Here is a 22,996-nt window from a genome sequence, read left to right as displayed (position 1 = left end):
TGGAGCTCAAGGTTTACCAGGACGCGACGGACGTGATGGAGCACAAGGACCTGCAGGACGTGACGGTCGTGATGGACGCGACGGAAAAGACGTATTGAACGGCAAAGTTGATCCAACAACAGAAGGTAAAGACGGCGATAAATACGTTAACACAGAAACAGGTGACGTCTTCGTTAAGAATAACGGCAACTGGGAAAAAGAAGGTAACATCAAGGGACCTAAGGGTGACCAGGGTGCTCAAGGTCTTCAAGGACGTGACGGACGTGAAGGTGTACCAGGACCAGCGGGACGCGACGGACGTGATGGAGCACAAGGACCTGCAGGACGTGACGGCCGTGATGGACGTGACGGAAAAGACGTATTGAACGGCAAAGTTGATCCAACAACAGAAGGTAAAGACGGCGATAAATACGTTAACACAGAAACAGGTGACGTCTTCGTTAAGAATAACGGCAACTGGGAAAAAGAAGGTAACATCAAGGGACCTAAGGGTGACCAGGGTGCTCAAGGTCTTCAAGGACGCGACGGACGTGAAGGTGTACCAGGACCAGCGGGACGCGACGGACGTGATGGAGCAGCAGGTCGTGACGGACGTGATGGACGCGACGGTAAAGACGTATTGAACGGCAAAGTTGATCCAACTACAGAAGGTAAAGACGGCGATAAATACGTTAACACAGAAACTGGTGACGTTTTCGTTAAGAATAACGGCAACTGGGAAAAAGAAGGCAACATCAAGGGACCTAAGGGTGACAAAGGTGAACGTGGAGAAGATGGTAAGACTCCAGAAGTAACTGTAACTCCAGGTAAAGATGGTCATAGTACCGACATTACATTCACTGTTCCAGGTAAAGATCCAGTTACAGTAAATGTTAAGAACGGAGAAAATGGTCTAAACGGTAAAACTCCAAAAGTTGATTTGCTTCGTGTCGAAGGACAAAACGGAAATCCATCACACACAATTGTGACATTCTATACAGATGAAAACAATGATGGTAAGTACACTCCAGGAACTGATGAACTTCTAGGTTCTGAAATGATTAAAGATGGTGCTAAAGGTGCGGACGGACGTGATGGTAAATCATTAATTACTGTAAAAGATGGTAAAGAAACTAAAGTTTACCAAGAAGATCCAGCACATCCAGGTCAACCATTGAACCCAGAAAAACCTCTAGCAGTTATTAAAGACGGAGTGGACGGAGTCTCTCCAACAGTAACAGCTGTTCGTAAGGATGAAGAAGGTCATAAAGGTGTAGAAATCACGGTGGATAACCATGATGGTTCACAACCAACTACAGTCTTTGTTCAAGATGGTGCTAAGGGAGAAACTGGTGCAACCGGTCAGGATGGACAAACTCCTACAATCACTACTCAACGTGGACAAGATGGCCAAAGCACTGTTGTAACTATCACAACACCAGGTAAAGATCCAGTAACCTTTACAGTGAAAGATGGTAAGAATGGTAAAGATGGACGTACACCATTTATTGACTTAAATGCATTGGTGGAAGCAGTTAGAAGAGGTGTTGGATCAACTTCTAATTCACAACCTTCTGGAACATCAAGAAGTGCAAGAAGAGCGAGAAGTGTAGGAGATAATCCAGATGAGATTCAACCACCAACTCCCGATTCAACACATACACAACCAGCGACTCCCGATTCAACAGAATCACAACCAGTAGAGGGTACTCGTATTACAGCATACTATGATAATAATGGTAACGGTAAATACGATCCAGGTGTGGATGAATTAATTGGTACAAGTGATATCTTGAATGGTACAAATGGACGTAATGGTACAGATGGAGCTTCTGGTACAAATGGACGTAACGGTGCTGAATTACTAAGTGGAGTTACTGCCCCAACTGCTAATGATGGTAAAGACGGTGATACTTATATCGACGCCAATACAGGTGATGTTTACAAGAAAGAAAATGGTTCTTGGAACAAGATTGGTAATATCCGTGGACCTCAAGGAGTAGCCGGTGAAAAAGGCGAAAAAGGTGAAAAAGGTGAAAACGGAGCTAATGGAGCTAATGGAGCAGACGGTAAATCACCAGTTGTAAATGTAACGGACAATGGAGATGGAACACACTCTATTACTGTTAGAAACCCTGATGGTTCTGAATCAACAACTAAAGTTAAAGATGGTAAAGACGGTAAAACTGCCAATATCACTACAACAGAAAATCCAGATGGAAGCCACACAATCACTGTAACAAATCCAGACGGAACAACTAAAGAAACTGTTGTTAAGAATGGTAAAGATGGTAAGACTCCAAAAGTTGAAGTAACAGATAACAACGATGGAACTCATACTGTTAAAGTTACAGATGGAGACGGCAATGTTACGAATGCTATCATCAAAGATGGTAAAGATGGTAAAGCTGCAACAGCAACAACTACTGAAAATCCAGATGGAAGCCATACAGTAACAATTACAAATCCAGATGGAACTAAGAATGAGTTTGTCGTTAAGAATGGACGTGACGGTGTTGACGGACGTACACCAACCGCATCTGTTCGTGATAATGGAGACGGAAGTCATACAATCGTTATTACAAATCCAGAAGGTGTGACAACTGAAACCACAGTTCGTGATGGTAAATCACCAAAAGTTACTATAACTGATGAACAAAATGGAACTCACAAAATCTCAGTTCTAAATGGTGACGGCACAACTACTGAAACAATCATTAAAGATGGTAAATCACCAGTAGCAACTGTTACTGACAACCATGATGGTACTTACACAATTCGTGTAGAAAACGGTAATGGTACTGTTTCTGAAACCACAGTTCGTGACGGTAAATCACCAACTGCTAAGGTTGTGGATAACGGAGATGGAACTCACACTATCACAGTTGTGAACTCAGACGGTACAACTACAACAACTACAGTTCGTGATGGTAAAGAACCAAAACTTGAAGTGATTGATAACAACAATGGTTCACACACTATTAAAGTGACAGGTGCTGATGGTAAAGAAACTACAACTACAATCTTTGATGGTAAATCACCAAAAGCTAACATCGTTGATAACGGAGACGGAACTCATACATTAACAATCGTAGATTCTGATGGTCGTGAATACAAATCTATTATCAAAGATGGTAAAGACGGTAAAGATGGCGTTTCACCAAGTGTAACTGTTAAAAATAATAACGACGGAACTCACGTTGTAACAATCACTAATCCGGATGGAAGTAAGACAGAAATGGTGATTAAAGACGGTAAAGATGGTAAATCACCAAAAGTTTCTGTTGAAGATAATGGTGATGGTAGTCATACAATCACAATCATCAATTCTGATGGAACTGTGACAAAAACAGTTATTAAAGATGGCAAAGATGGTAGAGATGGACGTGATGGTCGAGACGGCAAAGACGGAAAATGTGGATGCCAAGACAAACCAGTAACACCATCAAATGACAAACCAGTTCCTCCAACACGTAATGTGCCAGAAGGACCAACGTTTGCAATGCCAGAACCACCAGTTCATGAATTGCCAGAATTCAACGGTGGTGTGCCAGGAATGCCAGAAGTTCATGAATTGCCAGAATTTAACGGTGGAGTACCAGGTATGCCTGAAGTTACTGAAGTACCAGAATTAGATATGCCAACAGTACCAGCACAACCAACACCAAGTGTACCGGTTAAACCTGTGCCAGCGCAACCAACACCAAATGTACCGACACCAGAAGTGCCAGTACAACCAACTCCAGTTGTTCCAACACCAGAAGTACCGGTTAAACCAGTACCAGCGGTTCCAGAACAACCAGTAGTACCAACACCGGCTCAACCAGCAACTCCAGTAAATGCTAACCCAGTAGTTCCAACTACAGTTAAAGAAAACCATGGTGACAAATTACCTGAAACTGGAAGCCAATCTGATTATATCTCTGTTCTTCTAGGTAGCGGTATTCTATTGAGCCTATATGTAGGACGAAGAAAGGAAGATTAATCAGCCAAAAGCAGTCACTAATTTCTCGAAAGAAGATGATAAGTGATAGATCTCGAATGAAAGAATATTCTTAGAATGATTTTCCTATGATGGAAAAGACTGCTAAAAACCTTGAGTGGTAACGCTCAAGGTTTTTTTGGATGTCTGATGTTTGTCTGAAAATCTTGATTGAGTCTAAAAATGCCACCCTATTAGGTGGCGATCATTGATTTAGACTTTTAAAAATTCTTTATTTTTTACTGAACTGCTGCGAGCAAGTCTTGAGCTTGTTTTTCAAGTGAGTTTAGGACTGTTTCTTCAAGAATCAATTTTCCGTCTGCCCAGGCAGAGTCATTAACACGTGCAGCAGTGAAATCACCAACGACTTGTGTACGGATAAATGGCAAGAGGTCCTTGTAAATAGCGAAAAGTTGATCGTGACCTGCATTGGCTACAGATGATACTGTGACGAACTTGTCTTGAAGGGTAGAAGCACCACGTGTATCAGATAAGTCAAGGGCACGAGATAGCCAGTCAAGCAAGTTTTTCACTGTACCAGGGATAGAGAAGTTGTAGACTGGAGAGAAAATCCAGATAGCATCCGCAGCGAGAACCGCTTCATGAGCAGCCGCTACAGCTGGATGTGTTGGAACTTCCAAATCTTGGCTGAAGAGAGGAAGGGCTGAATAATCAAGGTAGCTAACTTCCGCTTTACCAGCAAGTGCTTTCTCAGCTTCGAGAGCCATTTGGTGGTTGAAAGAACCTTGACGTAGGGATCCGACGATAAATAATACTTTTTTAGACATGATGTGTCTCCTTTTTCTTAAAATTTCGAGAATTGCCTCGTTGTTATAAAATATATTACAACAAAAGAAAACACCTTGCAAGAAATTTGCTCAGAGTTTATTTGAAAATTAAAAATTACAGAAACTTTAGTCATTTGCGACTGGAAAAGTAAGAACTGTTCGTTTTGAATCCTGGTTTGAATTTGATTTTCGAAGAGTATTCCTATATTCTCTTGTAATATGATGATATAAGTGCTAAAATAAACAAGAAAACTCGCAATAGAAACTACAGAACAGTTTTTCCGGTATCATTTCATAAACAATTAAACGAAAATAATGGCATTTTAAGAATGCTTCTAAAAGGGGTGGAGATCATGTAAGGCATAGATTAACAAGTGACGGACAAAATAAATAATAATACACTTGTTAAAGGAGAAAAGATGTTAATAAGAAATTATCGGAAAAATATTGGCCTGATGGCCGGAGTTGAGTTTTTTGCATTTCTAGGGATTACCAGTTTTTGGATTCTCTTTCTCAGTCAAAACGGAATGTCTCTTTGGCAGATTGGACTTTTGGAAAGTATTTTTCATACGACCAGTCTTCTCTGTGAAATTCCATCTGGTATGTTAGCTGACCGCTATTCCTATAAGACCAACCTTTATTTAAGTCGTATAGCAGGAATTGTGTCTTCTATTCTCATGTTGGCTGGGCAAGGAAATTTTTGGATTTATGCACTAGCTATGGCGATAAATGCCTTGTCTTATAATTTTGATTCAGGCACAAGCGCAGCAATGGTTTATGATTCAGCCGTGGAAGCTGGACTGAAGAAGCGTTACTTATCTATTTCAAGTTTTATGTCAGGAGTAGCAGAAGGAACTCGGTCTTTGGGGACAGTGTTGGCGGGATTTTTTGTCCATGGTCAATTGCACCTGACCTACTATATCATGATTGCCACTTCTATCATAGTTCTTTTCCTGATTTGGATGCTGAAAGAGCCCAGTGTCAAAGTAGAAAAAGCTGATAGTGTGACCATGAAACAGATTATTTGGACTGTTAAGGATGAGTTGAAGAGAAATCCCATGCTTTTAAACTGGATGATTTTATCTCAGATTGTCGGAACACTCATGTATATGTTTTATTTTTACTATCAAAATCAGTTGCCAGATTTAAGTAGTTGGCAAATTTCAGCAGTTATGCTACTTGGAAGTCTCTTGAATATCCTCGCAATCTATCTAGCAAGTAAAATTGGAAAGAAATATGCTGCCTTGAAGCTTTTTCCTATTCTCGTCCTGCTGACTGGAGTCACCTATATGCTGTCCTACTTTGGAACACCTCTAATCTATATTCTGATTTATTTGATTAGTAATGCTCTGCATGCTCTTTTTAAGCCGATTTTTGACAATGATTTGCAAGGGCGCCTTCCAAGTGAAGTAAGGGCAACCATGCTGAGTGTCTATTCTATGATGTTTAGCCTAAGTATGATTGTGTTCTTTCCACTGACAGGCTGGTTGATTGACAATTTAGGCTTTGTTGTAGCATTTCTTTATCTAGGCTTCTTTTTAGTCATGATTAGCCTTCTACTGCCTATATTTTTAGGAAAAATGGCTAAAAGAATGGATGATAAAGTGATTCCATAAATCAAAAAAATTATGAAAACTTGAGTGCCAATGCTCAAGTTTTTTAATAGGTTGATTTTGGAGCTGTCTTTACTTTTCTTGCTCGGTTTTAAACAAGAAAAATCGGTTTGCTTTGAAGGCAGAAATAAAATGCGATTGTTCCTATATTCACTTGTAATAAAGCCCAATAGATGGTAAAATAGACGAGTGAAAAAAAGACAAAAAAAATCAAAAAATAATCTACTGTGGCAGTATGGTCTAGGGATGACGATTTTGTTTGTGGTTATCAGTGCTTCCTTTCTGTATCTGGTTTCTCTCGGCATGAAACCCTATCAAACAGCTAAAAGTGAAGGAGAAAAATTAGCTCAGCAGTATGCAGGATTAGAGCAGGCTGATCAGGTTGATTTATACAATGGCTTGGAATCTTACTACAGTGTTCTTGGTCATAATAAACAGCAAGAATCACTTGCTGTCCTGATTGGTAAAGATGACCATAAGATTTACGTTTATCAGCTAAATCAGGGTATTTCACAAGAAAAAGCAGAAGCTCTTTCTAAGGAAAAAGGAGCTGGCGAGATTGACAAGATTACCTTTGGCCGTTATCAAGACAAGCCAATCTGGGAAGTCAAGTCAGGCTCTGATTTTTATCTAGTAGATTTTGAAACAGGAGCATTGGTCAATAAGGAGGGCCTATGAAACTATCCAAGCGTGTTTTAGAAATGGAAGAAAGTGTCACTCTAGCTAGTGATGCGAGAGCAAAAAAATTAAAAGCTCAAGGTAAGGATGTCCTTTTCTTGACCTTGGGACAACCAGATTTTCACACTCCTGAAAATATTCAGGATGCAGCAGTTAAAGCTATTCGAGAAGGACAGGCTTCCTTCTATACAGTAGCTTCAGGTCTACCAGAATTAAAAGCTGCGGTGAATACCTACTTCGAGCGCTACTATGGCTATTCTGTCGCAAGTAACGAGGTTACCTTTGCTACAGGTGCCAAGTTCTCCCTCTATACTTTCTTTATGGCTGTAATCAATCCTTTAGATGAGGTTATTATTCCAACTCCATACTGGGTTAGTTATGGAGACCAGGTCAAGATGGCAGAAGGGATTCCAGTTTTTGTTCAAGCTAAAGAAGACAATGATTTTAAAGTCACGGTGGATCAACTAGAACTAGTTAGGACAGATAAGACAAAGGTTTTGGTTCTCAATTCACCATCTAATCCGACTGGTATGATCTATACTCGTGAAGAATTGCTAGCTATCGGAAATTGGGCAGTTGAGCATGACATTCTGATTTTAGCTGATGATATATACGGTCGTCTTGTTTATAATGGAAATGAATTTGTTCCAATCTCAAGTCTATCAGAAGCAATTCGCAAGCAAACCATTGTTATCAACGGTGTATCTAAGGCCTATGCCATGACGGGTTGGCGAGTTGGTTATGCGGTAGGTGATCCTGAAATCATTGCAGCTATGAGTAAATTGACGGGACAAACAACTTCAAATTTGACATCTGTGTCTCAATATGCGGCTATTGAAGCCTTAACAGGACCGCAGGATTCTGTTGATACCATGCGTCTGGCTTTTGAGGAGCGTCTCAATACCATTTATCCGCTATTATGTGAGGTCCCAGGTTTTGAAGTCGTTAAACCACAAGGAGCTTTCTATCTCTTCCCAAATGTAAAAAAAGCCATGGAGATGAAAGGTTATACAGATGTGACTGACTTTACAACAGCTATTCTTGAGGAAGTTGGTTTGGCACTCATAACAGGAGCTGGCTTTGGAGCGCCAGAAAATGTCCGCCTCAGCTATGCGACAGACCTAGACACGCTTAAAGAAGCAGTTAAACGTTTGAAAGCATTTATGGGTAGTGAGAATGATTGATCATTTTGAAATTAAGGTAAAGGATTTACAAATTTCAGAAGGATTTTATAGGAGTTTTCTCGCCCCTTTGGGCTATAAATTGGCTTTTAAAACTACTTCTCTAATCAGTTTTCTTGCCCCAAATAGCCCTCATCCTGGTGGTGACTTTTGGTTAGCTCAGGGGACGCAAAATCCTATTCACTTTGCTTTCTTAGCAGAAAATAAGGAAGAGGTTCAAGCTTGTTATGAGGCTGGCTTAGAGGCAGGTGGGCTAGACAATGGTGCTCCTGGTTATCGCAGTGAGCATCCGATTTATTATGCTGCTTTTATGATTGATCCAGATGGGAACAATATAGAGGTGGTTTGCCATAAAGAATAAAAAAGAAAAGGAAAAATAATGACAAAACGTGTAACGATTATTGATGTAAAAGACTATGTTGGTCAAGAAGTGACGATTGGTGCTTGGGTTGCCAACAAATCAGGAAAAGGAAAAATCGCCTTCTTGCAATTGCGCGATGGAACAGCCTTCTTCCAAGGTGTGGCCTTTAAACCAAACTTTGTAGAAAAATTTGGTGAAGAAGTGGGACTTGAGAAGTTTGATGTCATCAAACGCTTGAGCCAAGAAACATCTGTTTATGTGACAGGAATTGTCAAAGAAGACGAACGTTCTAAATTTGGTTATGAGTTGGACATTACAGACATCGAAGTGATTGGTGAATCTCAAGATTACCCAATCACACCAAAAGAACACGGAACAGACTTCTTGATGGACAACCGTCACTTGTGGCTCCGTTCTCGTAAGCAAGTAGCGGTGATGCAAATTCGTAACGCTATCATTTATGCAACTTATGAGTTCTTTGACAAGAACGGTTTCATGAAATTTGATAGCCCAATCCTTTCAGGAAATGCGGCTGAAGATTCAACAGAACTCTTTGAAACTGACTACTTCGGAACTCCAGCCTACTTGAGCCAGTCAGGTCAGCTTTACCTAGAGGCAGGTGCTATGGCTCTTGGTCGTGTCTTTGACTTTGGTCCAGTATTCCGTGCTGAAAAATCAAAAACACGCCGTCACTTGACTGAGTTTTGGATGATGGACGCAGAGTACTCATACTTGACACATGATGAGTCGCTTGACTTGCAAGAAGCTTATGTAAAAGCTCTTCTACAAGGTGTTCTTGACCGTGCTCCTCAAGCCTTGGAAACCTTGGAGCGTGATACAGAACTCTTGAAACGCTACATTTCAGAGCCATTCAAACGCATTTCATACGATCAAGCCATTGACCTCTTGCAAGAGCATGAGAATGATGAAGACGCTGACTACGAACATCTTGAGCATGGTGATGACTTTGGTTCACCACATGAAACTTGGATTTCAAACCACTTTGGTGTGCCAACATTTGTCATGAACTATCCAGCAGCCATCAAGGCCTTCTACATGAAACCAGTTCCTGGAAATCCAGAGCGCGTGCTTTGTGCAGACTTGCTTGCTCCAGAAGGCTATGGAGAAATCATCGGTGGGTCTATGCGTGAGGAAGACTACGATGCCCTTGTCGCAAAAATGGATGAACTTGGCATGGATCGTACAGAATATGAATTCTACCTTGACCTTCGTAAATACGGTACAGTTCCACACGGAGGATTTGGTATCGGTATCGAGCGTATGGTCACCTTCGCGGCAGGAACAAAACACATCCGTGAAGCTATCCCATTCCCACGTATGTTGCACCGTATCAAACCGTAAAAATAGGAAAACGCCCATGTGGCGTTTTTTCGCATTTCAGAGTTTTTACTTGCGTAAAAAAAAGTTTTTTAGTATAATAGTTTATTGTGAGCGAACCTCACTTACCCCTTGCAAAGTCTTGGGGTCATTAGACCAAAAGGAGGAACATATCAATGGCTAAATACGAAATTCTTTATATCATTCGTCCAAACATTGAAGAAGAAGCTAAAAACGCTTTGGTAGCACGTTTTGACTCTATTTTGACTGACAACGGTGCAACTGTTGTTGAATCAAAATCTTGGGAAAAACGCCGTCTTGCATACGAAATCAAAGATTTCCGTGAAGGACTTTACCACATCGTTAACGTTGAAGCAAACGACGACGTAGCTCTTAAAGAGTTTGACCGTCTTTCAAAAATTAACGCTGACATTCTTCGTCACATGATCGTCAAAACTGACGCGTAAGAAGGTAAACTATGATTAACAATGTTGTACTTGTAGGGCGTATGACACGTGACGCTGAGTTGCGTTATACCCCATCAAATGTAGCAGTTGCGACTTTTACTCTTGCAGTAAACCGTACATTTAAGAGTCAAAATGGCGAACGTGAGGCTGATTTTATCAATGTCGTTATGTGGCGCCAACAGGCTGAAAACCTTGCTAACTGGGCTAAAAAAGGCTCACTTATTGGGGTGACAGGTCGTATCCAGACTCGTAGTTACGATAACCAGCAAGGACAACGTGTCTACGTGACAGAGGTCGTGGCTGAGAATTTCCAAATGTTGGAAAGCCGTAGTGTGCGTGAGGGACATACAGGTGGAGCTTACTCTGCACCAACTGCAAACTATTCAGCACCTACAAATTCAGTACCAGACTTTTCACGTGATGAAAATCCATTTGGAGCAACAAATCCATTGGATATTTCAGATGATGATTTACCATTCTAATGGACAACTAAAATTATAAAGGAGAAAAAACATGGCTCAACAACGTCGTGGCGGATTCAAACGCCGTAAAAAAGTTGATTACATCGCAGCAAACAAAATTGAATATGTTGATTACAAAGATACTGAGCTTCTTAGCCGTTTCGTTTCAGAACGTGGGAAAATCCTTCCTCGTCGTGTAACAGGAACTTCAGCTAAAAACCAACGTAAAGTAACAACAGCTATCAAACGCGCTCGCGTAATGGCTTTGATGCCTTTCGTAAACGAAGATTAAAAAAAAGACCCCGACGGGTCTTTTTTTCACGAGCTTTGAAATGAGAGAGCGAGTTTGGGTCCAGTGGACCTCTTTTTCAGACCCCGACGGGTCTTTTTTCAGGTCCAGTGGACCTCTTTTTCATGAGCTCGGAAAAAAGAAAGCGAATTAAGACCCGCTTGTGTCTTTTTTTCACGAGCTTTGAAATGAAAGAGCGAGTTGAGTTCCGAGTGGACCTCTTTTTCAGACCCGGTTGTGTCTTTTTTCACGAGATAGTTTTTTTCTGACCTTGGCGTGCTATAATGGTAATAGAAAGAGTAAAGGTGGCTAAGTCAAAGATGAATTGTACGATTAGAAATATGGTTAAGTCTGATATTGAATCCTTATCTCATGGATTTATGAATCAAGGTTGGCCTGGTAGAGAGGAAATTTTGGCTAGATATTTTCTGGAACAGGAAAGTGGGGAGAGAGAAGTCTTAGTTGCAGAGATTGATGGTGTTGTAGCGGGCTACGTTACCATTTTGCCCTCTGCTAAACATGGTCCTTTTGTAGGAATCTATCCAGAATTATCAGATTTTAATGTGTTTGAGCCTTTTCGAAATCAAGGGATTGGGAATCAACTGCTAGAAGAAGCAGAAAAACGAGTCAAGTTTGTTTCGAGTAAGGTCACTCTTGGTGTAGGTTTGCACTTAGGCTATGGCCCTGCCCAGAGATTGTATATCAGACGGGGCTATATTCCAGATGGGACAGGTGTGTGGTATAGAAATAAACCGCTAGAAATGGGTGCAAGTTGTCAAAATGATAATGATTTAGTTTTATACTTATCCAAGGACTTACAATAAAACTGGAAACTTTTTGAAAATAGGGGATTTAGCTACTTTATGGTATAATGGAAAGAGTTAGATTGAAAGAGGTAGTGAGATGGATGCCAAATTAAGATACAAGGCAAAGAAAATCAAGATTGTCTTTTTTGATATTGATGATACATTGCGGAATTCAAAGACAGGTTTTATTCCAGCTTCAATCCCAACTGTTTTTAAGCAATTACGTGAGAAAGGAATTTTGACAGGTATTGCTTCTGGACGAGGGATTTTTGGTGTCGTTCCAGAGATTCGTGATCTCAAGCCTGACTTTTTTGTAACTTTGAATGGGGCTTATATCGAAGATAAAAAAGGTCATGTCATTTATCAGCATCAGATTGAGAAGTCAGATGTTGAGGAGTATATCTCTTGGGCCAAGCAAGAGGGAATTGAGTATGGTTTGGTTGGGAGTCATGATGCCAAGTTGTCGACTCGCACCGATATGATTAGTGAAGCTATCAATCCAATTTACCCCGATTTAGATGTAGATCCTGACTTCCATGAAAAAGAAGATATCTATCAGATGTGGACTTTTGAAGATAAGGGAGATGACTTGCACTTGCCTGATAGTCTCTCAGACAAACTTCGCATGGTTCGTTGGCATCAACATTCGTCTGATATTGTGCCGATTTCAGGCTCCAAAGCGACGGGGGTGGAAAAGGTTGTTGAACACCTTGGCTTGAAACCAGAGAACGTCATGGTTTTTGGAGATGGCCTCAACGACTTGGAACTCTTTGATTATGCTGGAATCAGCGTTGCAATGGGAATTTCTCATGATAACATCAAAGAAAAAGCAGATTATATTACAAAAACATTAGAAGAAGATGGCATTTTTGATGCCTTAGAAGGATTTGGTATGGTAGAAAAAGAATTGCATTTCCCACAAGTAGACATTGAAATAGTAGAAGGTCCTATCGCGACTATTAAGACCAATCACGGAGACTTGCGTATTAAGCTCTTCCCTGAACATGCTCCTAAAACAGTGGCTAACTTTGTTGCACTTTCAAAAGATGGCTACTATGATGGTGTCATTTTCCACCGTATTATCAAGGACTTTATGATTCAAGGTGGAGACCCAACTGGAACTGGTATGGGTGGCGAGTCAATCTACGGCGAATCATTTGAGGATGAATTCTCAGAAGAACTTTACAATATCCGTGGTGCCCTTTCTATGGCCAATGCTGGTCCAAATACTAACGGCAGCCAGTTCTTTATCGTGCAAAATCAACATTTGCCTTATTCTAAGAAAGAAATTGCTCGTGGTGGTTGGCCAGAACCGATTGCGGAAATCTATGCCAACCAAGGTGGAACTCCTCATCTAGACCGCCGTCACACTGTATTTGGTCAGCTAGCTGATGAAGCTTCTTACGCTGTCTTGGATGCCATTGCTGCTGTTGAGACAGGAGCTATGGACAAGCCAGTTGAAGATGTTGTGATTGAAACAATTGAAATCGAGGACTAGGATGAAAATCGGTGATAAGCTAAAGGGCCGTATTACAGGGATTCAGCCCTACGGTGCCTTTGTTGAGCTAGAGACGGGTGATACGGGACTGATTCACATTTCAGAGATTCGGACAGGCTTTATTGAAAATATCCAAGAAGCCTTGAAAGTCGATGAAGAGGTTCAAGTTCAAGTAGTGGATTTAGATGANTTTACAGGGAAAGCTAGTCTTTCCATCCGCACTTTGGAGGAAGAAAAGCACCAGTTTCCGAGACGGAGACGCTTTTCAAGCGACCGTTTTAACTATGGCTTTGCGCCTCTCAAACGAATGATGCCAATTTGGACCAAGGAAGCCCTTCAACATTTGAAGAATCAGAAGCACTAGTTAGAAATTTCTATCTTTTGTAATGTTAATATAAATTTGCTATAATAAGACCATGGAAGAAGAACAATTATTAAAATCAGGAGAGCGCATTAACCAGCTCTTTTCAACAGATATCAAAATCATTCAAAATAGAGAGGTTTTTAGCTATTCGGTGGATAGTGTTCTCTTGTCACGTTTTCCACGTTTTCCTAAGAAGGGCTTGATAGTGGATTTTTGTGCTGGAAATGGAGCAGTGGGGCTATTTGCTAGCACTCGGACTCAGGCACAGATTTTGGCTGTTGAGATTCAGGAGCGTTTGGCGGATATGGCTGAACGCTCTGTCCGTTTGAATGGTTTAGAAGAGCAGATGGAGGTCATCTGTGATGATTTGAAAAATATGCCTGCTTACATTCAGGGAAGTAAGGTGGATATGATTTTGTGTAATCCACCCTATTTCAAGGTGGATCCTCATTCAAACTTGAACGAGAGCGAACATTATCTCTTGGCGCGACATGAAATCACGACCAATTTGCAGGAAATCTGTCGTAGTGCCCAGAGTATTCTCAAGTCTAATGGGCGTTTGGCCATGGTTCATCGTCCTGATCGACTTCTGGATATTTTGGATACGTTACAACGGCATAATCTAGCTCCTAAGCGCCTGCAGTTTGTTTATCCAAAGCGAGAAAAGGAAGCCAATATGCTTTTGATTGAGGCTATCAAGGATGGCTCGACAAGTGGCTTTAAGGTATTGCCACCTCTCATTGTACACAATGATGATGGCTCTTATACGCCGGAACTCGAAGAGATTTATTATGGATCATAAGGCTTATATGTATGTGCTGGAGTGCCGTGACGGATCCTACTATACAGGCTATACGACTGATGTGAAGAGACGCCTCGCTGTTCACAATAGTGGGAAGGGAGCCAAATATACACGAGCACGCTTACCAGTCAAACTTATCTATACTCAAGGTTTTGCCAGTAAGGAAGAAGCTATGTCTGCAGAAGCCCTTCTCAAGCGTAAGAAGAGGCCGCAGAAGGAAAGATTTTTATCTGAAAATCAAGATAGAAATTTACTCAGTTATTTTGAAGAGTAGCGGGGAGTCCTTTGACTCCTCTTACTTTTGTCAAAAAGAGAAAAAAATGCTACAATAAAGAGAATAAACAAAATGAGGTATTATCATGTCTAAGATTCTAGTATTTGGTCACCAAAATCCAGACTCAGATGCCATCGGGTCATCTGTAGCCTTTGCCTACCTTGCAAAAGAAGCTTATGGTTTGGATACGGAAGCTGTTGCCCTTGGAACTCCAAATGAAGAAACAGCCTTTGTCTTGAACTATTTTGGTGTAGAAGCACCGCGTGTTATCACTTCTGCTAAAGCAGAAGGTGCAGAGCAAGTTATCCTGACTGACCACAATGAATTCCAACAATCTGTATCAGATATCGCTGAAGTAGAAGTTTATGGTGTTGTGGACCACCACCGTGTGGCTAACTTTGAAACTGCAAGCCCACTATACATGCGTTTGGAGCCAGTTGGTTCAGCGTCTTCAATCGTTTACCGTATGTTCAAAGAACATGGTGTAGCTGTGCCTAAAGAGATTGCTGGTTTGATGCTTTCAGGTTTGATTTCAGATACCCTTCTTTTGAAATCACCAACAACACATCCAACAGATAAAGTCATTGCTCCAGAATTGGCTGAATTGGCTGGTGTAAACTTGGAAGAATATGGTCTCGCGATGCTAAAAGCTGGTACAAACTTGGCCAGCAAGTCTGCTGAAGAATTGATTGACATCGATGCTAAGACTTTTGAATTGAACGGAAATAATGTCCGTGTTGCTCAAGTAAACACAGTGGACATCGCTGAAGTATTGGAACGCCAAGCAGAAATCGAAGCTGCAATGCAAGCTGCCAACACAGCAAACGGTTACTCTGACTTTGTCTTGATGATTACAGATATCGTCAACTCAAACTCAGAAATCTTGGCTCTTGGTGCTAACATGGGCAAGGTTGAAGCAGCCTTCAACTTCAAACTTGAAAACAATCATGCCTTCCTTGCTGGTGCCGTTTCACGTAAGAAACAAGTGGTACCTCAATTGACTGAAAGCTTTAATGCTTAAGATTTTGGGTGTCAAATCAAATTAGGAAAGGCTAGTTTGGCTTATATCGAAAGGAGTTTCGGCTCCTTTTTTTTCTAGGAGTGAAGCATGTTAGCAAATGGCGATTTGATTTTTGTGAGAGATGAGTCTGACATAGGACAGGCCATCCAGACTTCCACAGGCAACTATAGCCATGTTGCCATTTATTTGGATGGGATGATTTACCATGCTAGTGGAAAGGCGGGTGTTATCTGTCAAGAACCAGCAGACTTCTTTGAACCCAATCACTTGTACGACCTCTATATTTACTCAGAAATGGATATCCAGTCTGTGAAGGAAAGAGCTTGCAGACATCTTGGAGCACCCTACAATGTTTCTTTCTATCCAGATGGAGAAGGTTTTTACTGTTCCCAGTACATGGCAGAAATTCTCCCCATTTTTGAAACTATTCCTATGAAATTTGGAGATGAGGAGCAGGAGATTAGTGATTTTTGGAAGGAGTATTACAGAGAACTAGGCCTGCCTGTTCCTTTGAACCAGCCGGGGACCAATCCTAGTCAGTTGGCAGCATCGCCTCTGTTAGAATGTAAAGAAAGGAATCTTCATGATTCAGATTTTTAATCCATCTCGTTTGACGAGACAGCCATTTTTTGGAGAATTGATCCGCTATCTGGACCAGCATGAGGATGTTATTTTGCGAGAAATTAAGGCTCAATTTCCAGATGTGGCAGTTGATAAACTCATGGAAGAGTATATAAAGGTTGGCTTGATTCGTCGGGAAAATAAGCGTTATTACCTCAATCTTCCCATGTTTGAATCACTTGATAGTCTCGAACTGGATCAAGAGATTTTTGTCAGCGAAGATAGTCTGATCTATCAAGCCTTGTTGGAGCAGACTTTTGAGACGGAATTGCGAAATCAAACCAATGCAGCTATTTTAGTTGAAAAGACGGACTTTGCACGAACAAAAATGACCCTGTCCAATTATTTCTATAAGGTAAAACATCAGTATCCTTTGACAGAAAAACAACAGGAACTTTATGACATTTTAGGAGATGTCAATCCTGAGTATGCTCTCAAATACATGACGACTTTTTTGTTGAAATTTCTTAAAAAAGATCAGCTCATGCAGAAACGCCGTGACATCTTTGTGGACAGTTTAGTTATCCTAGGTTATATTGTCCAAAATGAAGATGGAAAGTATGAGTTGGCTATCGATTTGGATAAGGAAAGATTAATTTTCTACTTGGGCTGATTTCTTGTTTCTGAGCACATTGTTTGACTTTCCTTAGTATTCGGTATAAACTATATGTAACCGGTAACACATATCGGAATAAAATTAAAGGAGACAATCATATGTCACTTGAAAACAAATTGGAACAAGCAACAGGCTCTATCAAAGAAGGATTTGGTAAAGTTACTGGGGATAGCAAGACTGAAGCAGAAGGCGCTGTAGAAAAGACAGTTGCTAAGGCAAAAGAAGTAGTTGAAGATGCTAAAGGTGCTGTAGAAGGTGCCGTTGAAGGTTTGAAAAACGCTTTTAAATAAAAATAGAAAAAATCAAGGGTTTCATTTCCCTTGATTTTTTACTATCTTATAAATAATTTTCTGCGACGGCTGCATCTCCTGGATAGGCTTCTTTCTTGCCTTGGACGATTTGGTAGCAATCGGCTCCCTTACCGGCGATAATAACTGCATCTAATGCTTGATCTGTGATAGCTATCGCTGCCTTGATGGCTTCTTGGCGATCCGCAATTTTTTCAACAGGATGATTGATGTAGCTACTAATTTCATCTGCAATGGCCATTGGGTCTTCATAGTTGGGGTCATCAGCAGTCAAAAAGACTTGAATCTCAGGGTGTTGATTGAGGAGGAGGCCAAAGTCCTTACGACGACTTTCTCCCTTATTTCCTGTCGAACCTAAGACCAGAGCAATCTTTCCTGTTTGATGAGTCTCAACCACATTGATGAGTTTTTGGAGACTGTCACCATTGTGGGCATAGTCGATGAAAACCTTGGCTCCATTTTTCTGAGTGAGGACTTCCATACGACCAGGAACGCGGGTTTCAGCAATTCCTTTTTTGATGTCCTCAAGACTAGCTCCGAGACGGAGACAAGCAAGTCCAGCTGCAACTGCATTTTCTTGATTGAAGTGCCCAATGAGTTGAATATCATAATCTCCAGCGAGTTTACCCGTAGCTGAAAAGCTAAAGGCTTTGGAATTCTCGATTTGGTTGCTCGACTGACTACCGTAGAAATCATGGTCTTGATCTTCTACCTGTTCTTTTAGTACAGAGAAGTGGTCCATGTCACTGTTAATGATAACTGCTCGGCTATTTTCCATCAAGAGACGCTTATGGTAGAAGTAGTCTTCAAAGCTAGGGTGTTCAATCGGGCCGATATGGTCTGGAGTGATGTTAAGAAAGACTCCTACATCAAAGGTCAGACCATAGACACGTTTGACCAGATAGGCCTGACTGGATACCTCCATGATGAGGTGAGTACGGTCATTTTGCACAGCTTGATTCATCATGTCAAAGAGGTCAATACTCTCAGGGGTTGTCAATGCAGACTTAAAGAAAGTCTTGCCATCTAGAGTTGTATTCATAGTTGACAACATTGCAGGTCGATGCCCTTGAGATAAGATGTTATAAGCGAAATAGGCTGCTGTTGTTTTACCCTTAGTACCAGTGAAGGCAAGGAGTTTGAGTTTTTTCTGTGGATTTCCATAAAATTCCATAGCTACCAAACTCATGGCTTTCTTGATATCACTGACGATAATAGCAGGAATACCAACTTCATAGTCTTTTTCAGCCACATACCAACCGAGGCCTTGAGAGATGGCTGAAAGCAGAAATTCCTTCTTAAAGGAAGCCCCCTTGACGAAAAAGAGGCTCTTCTCTTTGGCCTTGCGGCTGTCATAACAGATGGTATCAAATACGACATGGCTGTAGTTGTAGTGATAGTGTCCTTGGTCGATAATCTCGCGGAAGAGACTATCTTTCTTTAAAATATCTAATACGGTTTCAATCTTAATCATACTTTCTATTGTAAACCGAAAGTCGTAAATTTACAAGTGACAAGGAAAAGTTTATAATGGAAGATGAGGAATTTTTCCTAGTGATTAAAATTAAATGAGGAATCTATGTCTAACGAAAACAATCACCAGCAGGCCCAGATGTTACGGGGGACTGCTTGGCTAACGGCTAGTAACTTTATCAGTCGTCTACTCGGTGCCATTTATATCATCCCTTGGTATATCTGGATGGGGTCTTATGCGGCTACAGCAAATGGTCTCTTCACCATGGGCTATAATATCTATGCCTGGTTCTTGCTGATTTCAACAGCAGGGATTCCAGTTGCGGTGGCCAAGCAAGTGGCCAAGTATAATACCATGCGAGAAGAAGAGCATAGCTTTGCCCTGATTCGGAGCTTTTTAGGCTTTATGACAGGACTAGGTCTGGTTTTTGCTTTAGTCTTGTATCTCTTTGCTCCATGGCTAGCAGACTTGTCGGGTGTAGGGAAAGACCTGATCCCAATCATGCAGAGCTTGGCTTGGGCGGTCTTGATTTTCCCATCTATGAGTGTTATCCGAGGTTTCTTCCAAGGGATGAATAACCTGAAACCTTATGCCATGAGCCAAATCGCTGAGCAGGTCATTCGTGTTATCTGGATGCTTTTAGCTACCTTTATGATTATGAAAATGGGCTCAGGAGATTATCTAGCAGCGGTTACCCAATCCACCTTTGCTGCCTTTGTCGGCATGGTAGCTAGTTTTGCAGTTTTGATCTATTTCCTTGCCAAAGAAGGATTACTTAAAAGAGTCCTTGAAACAGGAGATAAGATAAACAGCAAGCGTCTTTTGGTCGACACCATTAAGGAAGCCATTCCTTTTATCTTGACAGGGTCTGCTATCCAGCTTTTCCAAATCTTGGACCAAAATACCTTTATCAATAGCATGAAGTGGTTTACAAACTATAGTAATGAAGACTTAATTGTCATGTTTTCTTATTTCTCTGCCAATCCTAATAAAATCACTATGATTTTGATTTCGGTTGGAGTTTCGATTGGGAGTGTCGGTTTGCCACTTTTGACTGAAAACTATGTTAAGGGGGACTTGAAGGCAGCTTCTCGTCTAGTTCAGGACAGCATCACTATGCTTTTCCTATTCTTGCTACCAGCAACGGTTGGAGTAGTCATGGTAGGAGAACCTCTCTATACTGTCTTCTATGGTAAGCCAGATAGTTTGGCTATGGGATTGTTTGTCTTTGCAGTTTTGCAGTCTACTATTTTAGGCTTGTACATGGTTTTGTCTCCAATGCTTCAAGCCATGTTCCGCAACCGCAAGGCCGTTCTCTATTTTATCTATGGTTCCATTGCCAAGCTGGTCTTACAACTGCCAACCATTGCTCTCTTTCACAGTTATGGACCTTTGATTTCCACAACCATCGGCCTTATTATTCCTAATGTTTTGATGTATCGGGACATTTGCAAGGTAACTGGTGTTAAGCGCAAGGTGATTTTGAAACGAACCATTTTAATCAGTTTGTTAACTCTTTTCATGTTTCTTGTAGTTGGGACATTGCAGTGGATTTTAGGATTTGTCTTCCAACCAAGTGGACGTTTGTGGAGTTTCCTATATGTAGCTCTTGTCGGTGCCATGGGGGGAGGAGTTTACGGATTCTTGAGTCTTCGTACCCGTTTATTGGATAAGGTGATTGGAAAAGCTCAAGCAGATCGCTTACGAATCAAATTAAAGTTAACTTAAAAAATATTTATAAATAAAAGGGATAATTTGAACATTTCTATCATGAAATGCTTGGATTATTCTCTTTTTTATTAATTTGTATTATATTTTTTATAATTTGTAGATAGTAATTTAATTTTTCTTAAATTTTACTTAAAAAACTATTGACTAAATAAAACCTGTAATGTATAATAAGACAAATATTTAAATCAGGAGGTTCTGGAAATGAAAAAGTCTAAGGCCAAGTATGCAACGCTTGCAGGTGTCGTGTTAAGTGCAGGTATTTTGTTAAGTGCCTGTGGAAATTCTAGCACAGGGTCAAAAACATACAATTATGTTTATTCAAGTGATCCATCTAGTTTGAACTATCTAGCAGAAAACCGTTCAACAACTACTGATATTGTGACCAACCTGGTAGATGGTCTCATGGAAAATGACCAATATGGGAACTATGTCCCATCCTTGGCTGAGGATTGGAGTGTTTCTAAGGACGGTTTGACCTATACCTACAAACTGCGGAAAGATGCTAAATGGTATACTGCAGATGGAGATGAATATGCTCCTGTAACTGCCCAAGATTTTGTCACTGGTTTGAAATATGCGGCTGATAAAAAATCAGAAGCCTTGTACTTAGTGCAAGAATCCGTTGCAGGTTTAGATGACTATATCACTGGTAAAACAAGCGACTTTTCAACTGTCGGAGTCAAGGCTCTTGATGACCAAACCGTTCAATATACCTTGGCACGACCAGAACCTTACTGGAACTCAAAAACAACCTCAACTATTCTCTTCCCAGTCAATGCGGATTTCTTGAAATCAAAAGGGGATGATTTTGGGAAGGTAGATCCATCTAGCATTTTGTACAATGGACCTTTCTTGATGAAATCCTTTGTTTCAAAATCGGTCATCGAATACAAGAAAAATCCTAACTACTGGGATGCTAAAAATGTCTTTGTAGATGATGTGAAATTGACTTATTTTGATGGTAGTGACCAAGATGCGTTAGCACGTAATTTTACCGAAGGTGTTTATAGCTATGCTCGTCTCTATCCAAACAGTTCAAGCTTCGAAGGGATTAAAGAAAAGAATAAGGACAATATCATCTATAGCATGCAAGATGCTACTTCTTACTTCTTAAACTTCAATTTAGATAGAAAATCTTATAAATTCACTTCCAAGACAAGTGATGCTGAAAAGAAATCGACTCAAGAAGCGGTTCTTAACAAGAACTTCCGTCAAGCCATTAATTTTGCCTATGACCGTACGGCCTATGGGGCCCAATCTCAAGGAGAAGAGGGGGCAACTAAGATTTTGCGTAACCTAGTTGTTCCTCCAAACTTCGTAAGTATCAATGGAAAAGACTTTGGTGAAGTAGTTGCGTCTAAAATGGTCAACTATGGTAAGGAATGGCAAGGAATCAACTTTGCAGATGCCCAAGATCCATACTACAATCCAGAAAAAGCTAAAGCTAAATTTGCTGAAGCTAAGAAAGAACTCCAAGCCAAAGGAGTCCAATTCCCTATACACTTAGATAAAACTATAGATTTGGCTAATAAGGCTGAAATTCAAGGGATTAATTCCATGAAGCAATCAATAGAATCTGTCTTAGGTGCAGATAATGTTGTGATTGATGTTCATCAACTTTCTACAGAGGACTATGATAGTTCAGGTTATCTTGCTCAAACTGCAGCTCAGAAGGATTATGATCTTTACAATGGTGGTTGGACTGCAGACTATCAAGATCCTTCAACCTATCTTGATGTCTTTAACGTTAATTCTGGTGGTTTGATGCAAAATCTAGGTATAGAGCCAGGTGAAGCCAATGACAAAGCCAAGGCTGTTGGACTGGATGTCTACACTCAAATGTTGGAAGAAGCTAATAAGGAACAAGATCCAGCTAAACGCTATGAAAAATATGCAGATGCCCAAGCTTGGTTGGTGGATAGCTCTCTAGCAATTCCAAATGTTTCACTTGGTGGAACACCAACATTGAGAAAAATCGTTCCTTTCTCAACACCATATTCATTGGCTGGTAATAAAGGGGTTGAATCATATAAATATCTCAAATTACAAGATAAGACAGTCACAAAGGATGAATATGAAAAAGCTAAAGAAAAATGGCTGAAAGAAAAAGAAGAATCCAATAAAAAAGCCCAAGAAGAATTGGCAAAACATGTCAAATAAGGATTTTTCAAGAAAAACGATGGTTTCGAAAGAAGCCGTCGTTTTTATATAGAATGCTGGCGAATTTGGAAGAAAAGTGCTTACATTTTTTAATTGGTTTATTAAATTTATGTTATAATGAATATAACAAAAACGTGAGAAGCTATTTTCGAAAATCTACCCAATATTGATTGAAGTATGCACA

The 22,996-nt window shown here is 40.6% G+C and carries 22 protein-coding genes; 20 read left to right on the top strand and 2 right to left on the bottom strand.

Translation table 11 applies throughout. The features are described from left to right. On the top strand, window positions 1-3,964 hold a 3,964-nt coding region (locus D8836_RS07845), incomplete at its 5' end, for a collagen-flanked surface repeat-containing protein (RefSeq protein WP_125393646.1). Between the two features lie 236 nt (window positions 3,965-4,200). Here the strand turns inward: D8836_RS07845 and D8836_RS07840 are convergent. Beyond that, window positions 4,201-4,749, bottom strand: coding sequence for an NADPH-dependent FMN reductase (locus D8836_RS07840; RefSeq protein WP_125393645.1), 549 nt, complete (start codon window positions 4,747-4,749; stop codon window positions 4,201-4,203). A 419-nt stretch (window positions 4,750-5,168) separates the two neighbouring features. On the opposite strand from D8836_RS07840, the gene D8836_RS07835 reads away from it, so the two are divergent. The 17 genes from D8836_RS07835 (at window position 5,169) to D8836_RS07760 (ending at window position 17,429) form a co-directional block, all read left to right on the top strand. Next, window positions 5,169-6,365 (top strand): MFS transporter, encoded by a 1,197-nt coding sequence (locus D8836_RS07835; RefSeq protein ID WP_125393644.1) that lies wholly within the window; start codon window positions 5,169-5,171, stop codon window positions 6,363-6,365. A 186-nt stretch (window positions 6,366-6,551) separates the two neighbouring features. Beyond that, entirely contained in the window at window positions 6,552-7,040 is a 489-nt protein-coding gene (locus D8836_RS07830) for a cell wall elongation regulator TseB-like domain-containing protein (protein WP_185761619.1), read from the top strand. Then, a complete protein-coding gene (locus D8836_RS07825) occupies window positions 7,037-8,224 on the top strand; it encodes a pyridoxal phosphate-dependent aminotransferase (protein WP_125393643.1) in 1,188 nt (395 codons plus the stop codon). Before D8836_RS07830 ends, D8836_RS07825 begins: the two co-directional genes overlap by 4 nt. Continuing rightward, window positions 8,217-8,582 carry a VOC family protein gene (locus D8836_RS11130; RefSeq protein WP_000565230.1) on the top strand — a complete coding sequence of 122 codons (366 nt, stop codon included), beginning with the start codon at window positions 8,217-8,219 and terminating at the stop codon, window positions 8,580-8,582. Before D8836_RS07825 ends, D8836_RS11130 begins: the two co-directional genes overlap by 8 nt. An 18-nt stretch (window positions 8,583-8,600) precedes the next feature. Beyond that, window positions 8,601-9,944, top strand: a complete 1,344-nt coding sequence (gene asnS, locus D8836_RS07820) for an asparagine--tRNA ligase (RefSeq protein WP_061457589.1) — start codon at window positions 8,601-8,603, stop codon at window positions 9,942-9,944. Between the two features lie 152 nt (window positions 9,945-10,096). Next, complete coding sequence (gene rpsF, locus D8836_RS07815) at window positions 10,097-10,387, top strand: 30S ribosomal protein S6 (RefSeq protein WP_001151780.1); 291 nt, start codon at window positions 10,097-10,099, stop codon at window positions 10,385-10,387. Between the two features lie 11 nt (window positions 10,388-10,398). Beyond that, window positions 10,399-10,869, top strand: coding sequence for a single-stranded DNA-binding protein SsbA (ssbA, locus tag D8836_RS07810; protein ID WP_000609606.1), 471 nt, complete (start codon window positions 10,399-10,401; stop codon window positions 10,867-10,869). Between the two features lie 31 nt (window positions 10,870-10,900). Then, window positions 10,901-11,140 (top strand): 30S ribosomal protein S18, encoded by a 240-nt coding sequence (gene rpsR, locus D8836_RS07805; RefSeq protein ID WP_000068664.1) that lies wholly within the window; start codon window positions 10,901-10,903, stop codon window positions 11,138-11,140. A gap of 317 nt (window positions 11,141-11,457) precedes the next feature. Further along, the gene (locus D8836_RS07800) at window positions 11,458-11,961 is read left to right on the top strand and encodes a GNAT family N-acetyltransferase (RefSeq protein ID WP_125393642.1); all 504 of its coding nucleotides are present in this window, start codon (window positions 11,458-11,460) and stop codon (window positions 11,959-11,961) included. A gap of 79 nt (window positions 11,962-12,040) precedes the next feature. Next, window positions 12,041-13,441, top strand: coding sequence for a bifunctional Cof-type HAD-IIB family hydrolase/peptidylprolyl isomerase (locus D8836_RS07795; protein ID WP_125393641.1), 1,401 nt, complete (start codon window positions 12,041-12,043; stop codon window positions 13,439-13,441). A 1-nt stretch (window position 13,442) separates the two neighbouring features. Then, a complete protein-coding gene (locus tag D8836_RS07790) occupies window positions 13,443-13,805 on the top strand; it encodes a S1 RNA-binding domain-containing protein (RefSeq protein ID WP_125393640.1) in 363 nt (120 codons plus the stop codon). Window positions 13,806-13,857: 52 nt separating this feature from the next. After that, window positions 13,858-14,607, top strand: coding sequence for a tRNA1(Val) (adenine(37)-N6)-methyltransferase (locus tag D8836_RS07785; protein ID WP_033685376.1), 750 nt, complete (start codon window positions 13,858-13,860; stop codon window positions 14,605-14,607). Continuing rightward, window positions 14,597-14,881: a GIY-YIG nuclease family protein gene (locus D8836_RS07780; protein ID WP_125393639.1), complete on the top strand. Its 285-nt coding sequence runs from the start codon at window positions 14,597-14,599 to the stop codon at window positions 14,879-14,881. Before D8836_RS07785 ends, D8836_RS07780 begins: the two co-directional genes overlap by 11 nt. Window positions 14,882-14,966: 85 nt before the next feature. Continuing rightward, the gene (locus D8836_RS07775) at window positions 14,967-15,902 is read left to right on the top strand and encodes a manganese-dependent inorganic pyrophosphatase (protein WP_024057729.1); all 936 of its coding nucleotides are present in this window, start codon (window positions 14,967-14,969) and stop codon (window positions 15,900-15,902) included. An 87-nt stretch (window positions 15,903-15,989) separates the two neighbouring features. Further along, window positions 15,990-16,502 (top strand): YiiX/YebB-like N1pC/P60 family cysteine hydrolase, encoded by a 513-nt coding sequence (locus D8836_RS07770; RefSeq protein ID WP_125393638.1) that lies wholly within the window; start codon window positions 15,990-15,992, stop codon window positions 16,500-16,502. Then, window positions 16,486-17,136, top strand: a complete 651-nt coding sequence (locus D8836_RS07765) for a DUF1803 domain-containing protein (RefSeq protein WP_125393637.1) — start codon at window positions 16,486-16,488, stop codon at window positions 17,134-17,136. The genes D8836_RS07770 and D8836_RS07765 overlap by 17 nt, the downstream gene beginning before the upstream one ends. Window positions 17,137-17,237: 101 nt before the next feature. Further along, on the top strand, window positions 17,238-17,429 hold the full coding sequence (locus D8836_RS07760) for a CsbD family protein (RefSeq protein ID WP_125393636.1): 192 nt from the start codon (window positions 17,238-17,240) through the stop codon (window positions 17,427-17,429). A 46-nt stretch (window positions 17,430-17,475) separates the two neighbouring features. Here D8836_RS07760 and D8836_RS07755 read toward each other — a convergent pair whose 3' ends face one another. After that, complete coding sequence (locus D8836_RS07755; RefSeq protein WP_125393635.1) at window positions 17,476-18,921, bottom strand: UDP-N-acetylmuramoyl-L-alanyl-D-glutamate--L-lysine ligase; 1,446 nt, start codon at window positions 18,919-18,921, stop codon at window positions 17,476-17,478. Between the two features lie 105 nt (window positions 18,922-19,026). Here D8836_RS07755 and D8836_RS07750 point away from each other — a divergent pair, with 105 nt between their 5' ends. Next, on the top strand, window positions 19,027-20,649 hold the full coding sequence (locus D8836_RS07750) for a putative polysaccharide biosynthesis protein (protein ID WP_125393634.1): 1,623 nt from the start codon (window positions 19,027-19,029) through the stop codon (window positions 20,647-20,649). A 204-nt stretch (window positions 20,650-20,853) separates the two neighbouring features. Beyond that, window positions 20,854-22,812 (top strand): peptide ABC transporter substrate-binding protein, encoded by a 1,959-nt coding sequence (locus tag D8836_RS07745; RefSeq protein WP_049543366.1) that lies wholly within the window; start codon window positions 20,854-20,856, stop codon window positions 22,810-22,812. Window positions 22,813-22,996 lie beyond the last annotated feature (184 nt).

It is taken from the genome of Streptococcus mitis, assembly GCF_003942995.1.
GTDB lineage: Bacteria > Bacillota > Bacilli > Lactobacillales > Streptococcaceae > Streptococcus > Streptococcus mitis_CV.
Note: the sequence above shows the minus strand (reverse complement) of the source record. Positions and strands in the feature narration are given on the sequence as shown.

Bases quoted from the DNA above. Each gene is read 5' to 3' on its own strand.
- D8836_RS07745 (WP_049543366.1), top strand. From the start codon at position 20,854: ATGAAAAAGTCTAAGGCCAAGTATGCAACGCTTGCAGGTGTCGTGTTA.
- asnS (WP_061457589.1), top strand. From the start codon at position 8,601: ATGACAAAACGTGTAACGATTATTGATGTAAAAGACTATGTTGGTCAA.
- D8836_RS07835 (WP_125393644.1), top strand. From the start codon at position 5,169: ATGTTAATAAGAAATTATCGGAAAAATATTGGCCTGATGGCCGGAGTT.
- D8836_RS07765 (WP_125393637.1), top strand. From the start codon at position 16,486: ATGATTCAGATTTTTAATCCATCTCGTTTGACGAGACAGCCATTTTTT.
- D8836_RS07795 (WP_125393641.1), top strand. From the start codon at position 12,041: ATGGATGCCAAATTAAGATACAAGGCAAAGAAAATCAAGATTGTCTTT.
- D8836_RS07800 (WP_125393642.1), top strand. From the start codon at position 11,458: ATGAATTGTACGATTAGAAATATGGTTAAGTCTGATATTGAATCCTTA.
- D8836_RS07770 (WP_125393638.1), top strand. From the start codon at position 15,990: ATGTTAGCAAATGGCGATTTGATTTTTGTGAGAGATGAGTCTGACATA.
- D8836_RS07825 (WP_125393643.1), top strand. From the start codon at position 7,037: ATGAAACTATCCAAGCGTGTTTTAGAAATGGAAGAAAGTGTCACTCTA.
- rpsF (WP_001151780.1), top strand. From the start codon at position 10,097: ATGGCTAAATACGAAATTCTTTATATCATTCGTCCAAACATTGAAGAA.
- D8836_RS07750 (WP_125393634.1), top strand. From the start codon at position 19,027: ATGTCTAACGAAAACAATCACCAGCAGGCCCAGATGTTACGGGGGACT.
- ssbA (WP_000609606.1), top strand. From the start codon at position 10,399: ATGATTAACAATGTTGTACTTGTAGGGCGTATGACACGTGACGCTGAG.
- D8836_RS07785 (WP_033685376.1), top strand. From the start codon at position 13,858: ATGGAAGAAGAACAATTATTAAAATCAGGAGAGCGCATTAACCAGCTC.
- D8836_RS07775 (WP_024057729.1), top strand. From the start codon at position 14,967: ATGTCTAAGATTCTAGTATTTGGTCACCAAAATCCAGACTCAGATGCC.
- rpsR (WP_000068664.1), top strand. From the start codon at position 10,901: ATGGCTCAACAACGTCGTGGCGGATTCAAACGCCGTAAAAAAGTTGAT.
- D8836_RS11130 (WP_000565230.1), top strand. From the start codon at position 8,217: ATGATTGATCATTTTGAAATTAAGGTAAAGGATTTACAAATTTCAGAA.
- D8836_RS07760 (WP_125393636.1), top strand. From the start codon at position 17,238: ATGTCACTTGAAAACAAATTGGAACAAGCAACAGGCTCTATCAAAGAA.
- D8836_RS07755 (WP_125393635.1), bottom strand. From the start codon at position 18,921: ATGATTAAGATTGAAACCGTATTAGATATTTTAAAGAAAGATAGTCTC.
- D8836_RS07840 (WP_125393645.1), bottom strand. From the start codon at position 4,749: ATGTCTAAAAAAGTATTATTTATCGTCGGATCCCTACGTCAAGGTTCT.
- D8836_RS07780 (WP_125393639.1), top strand. From the start codon at position 14,597: ATGGATCATAAGGCTTATATGTATGTGCTGGAGTGCCGTGACGGATCC.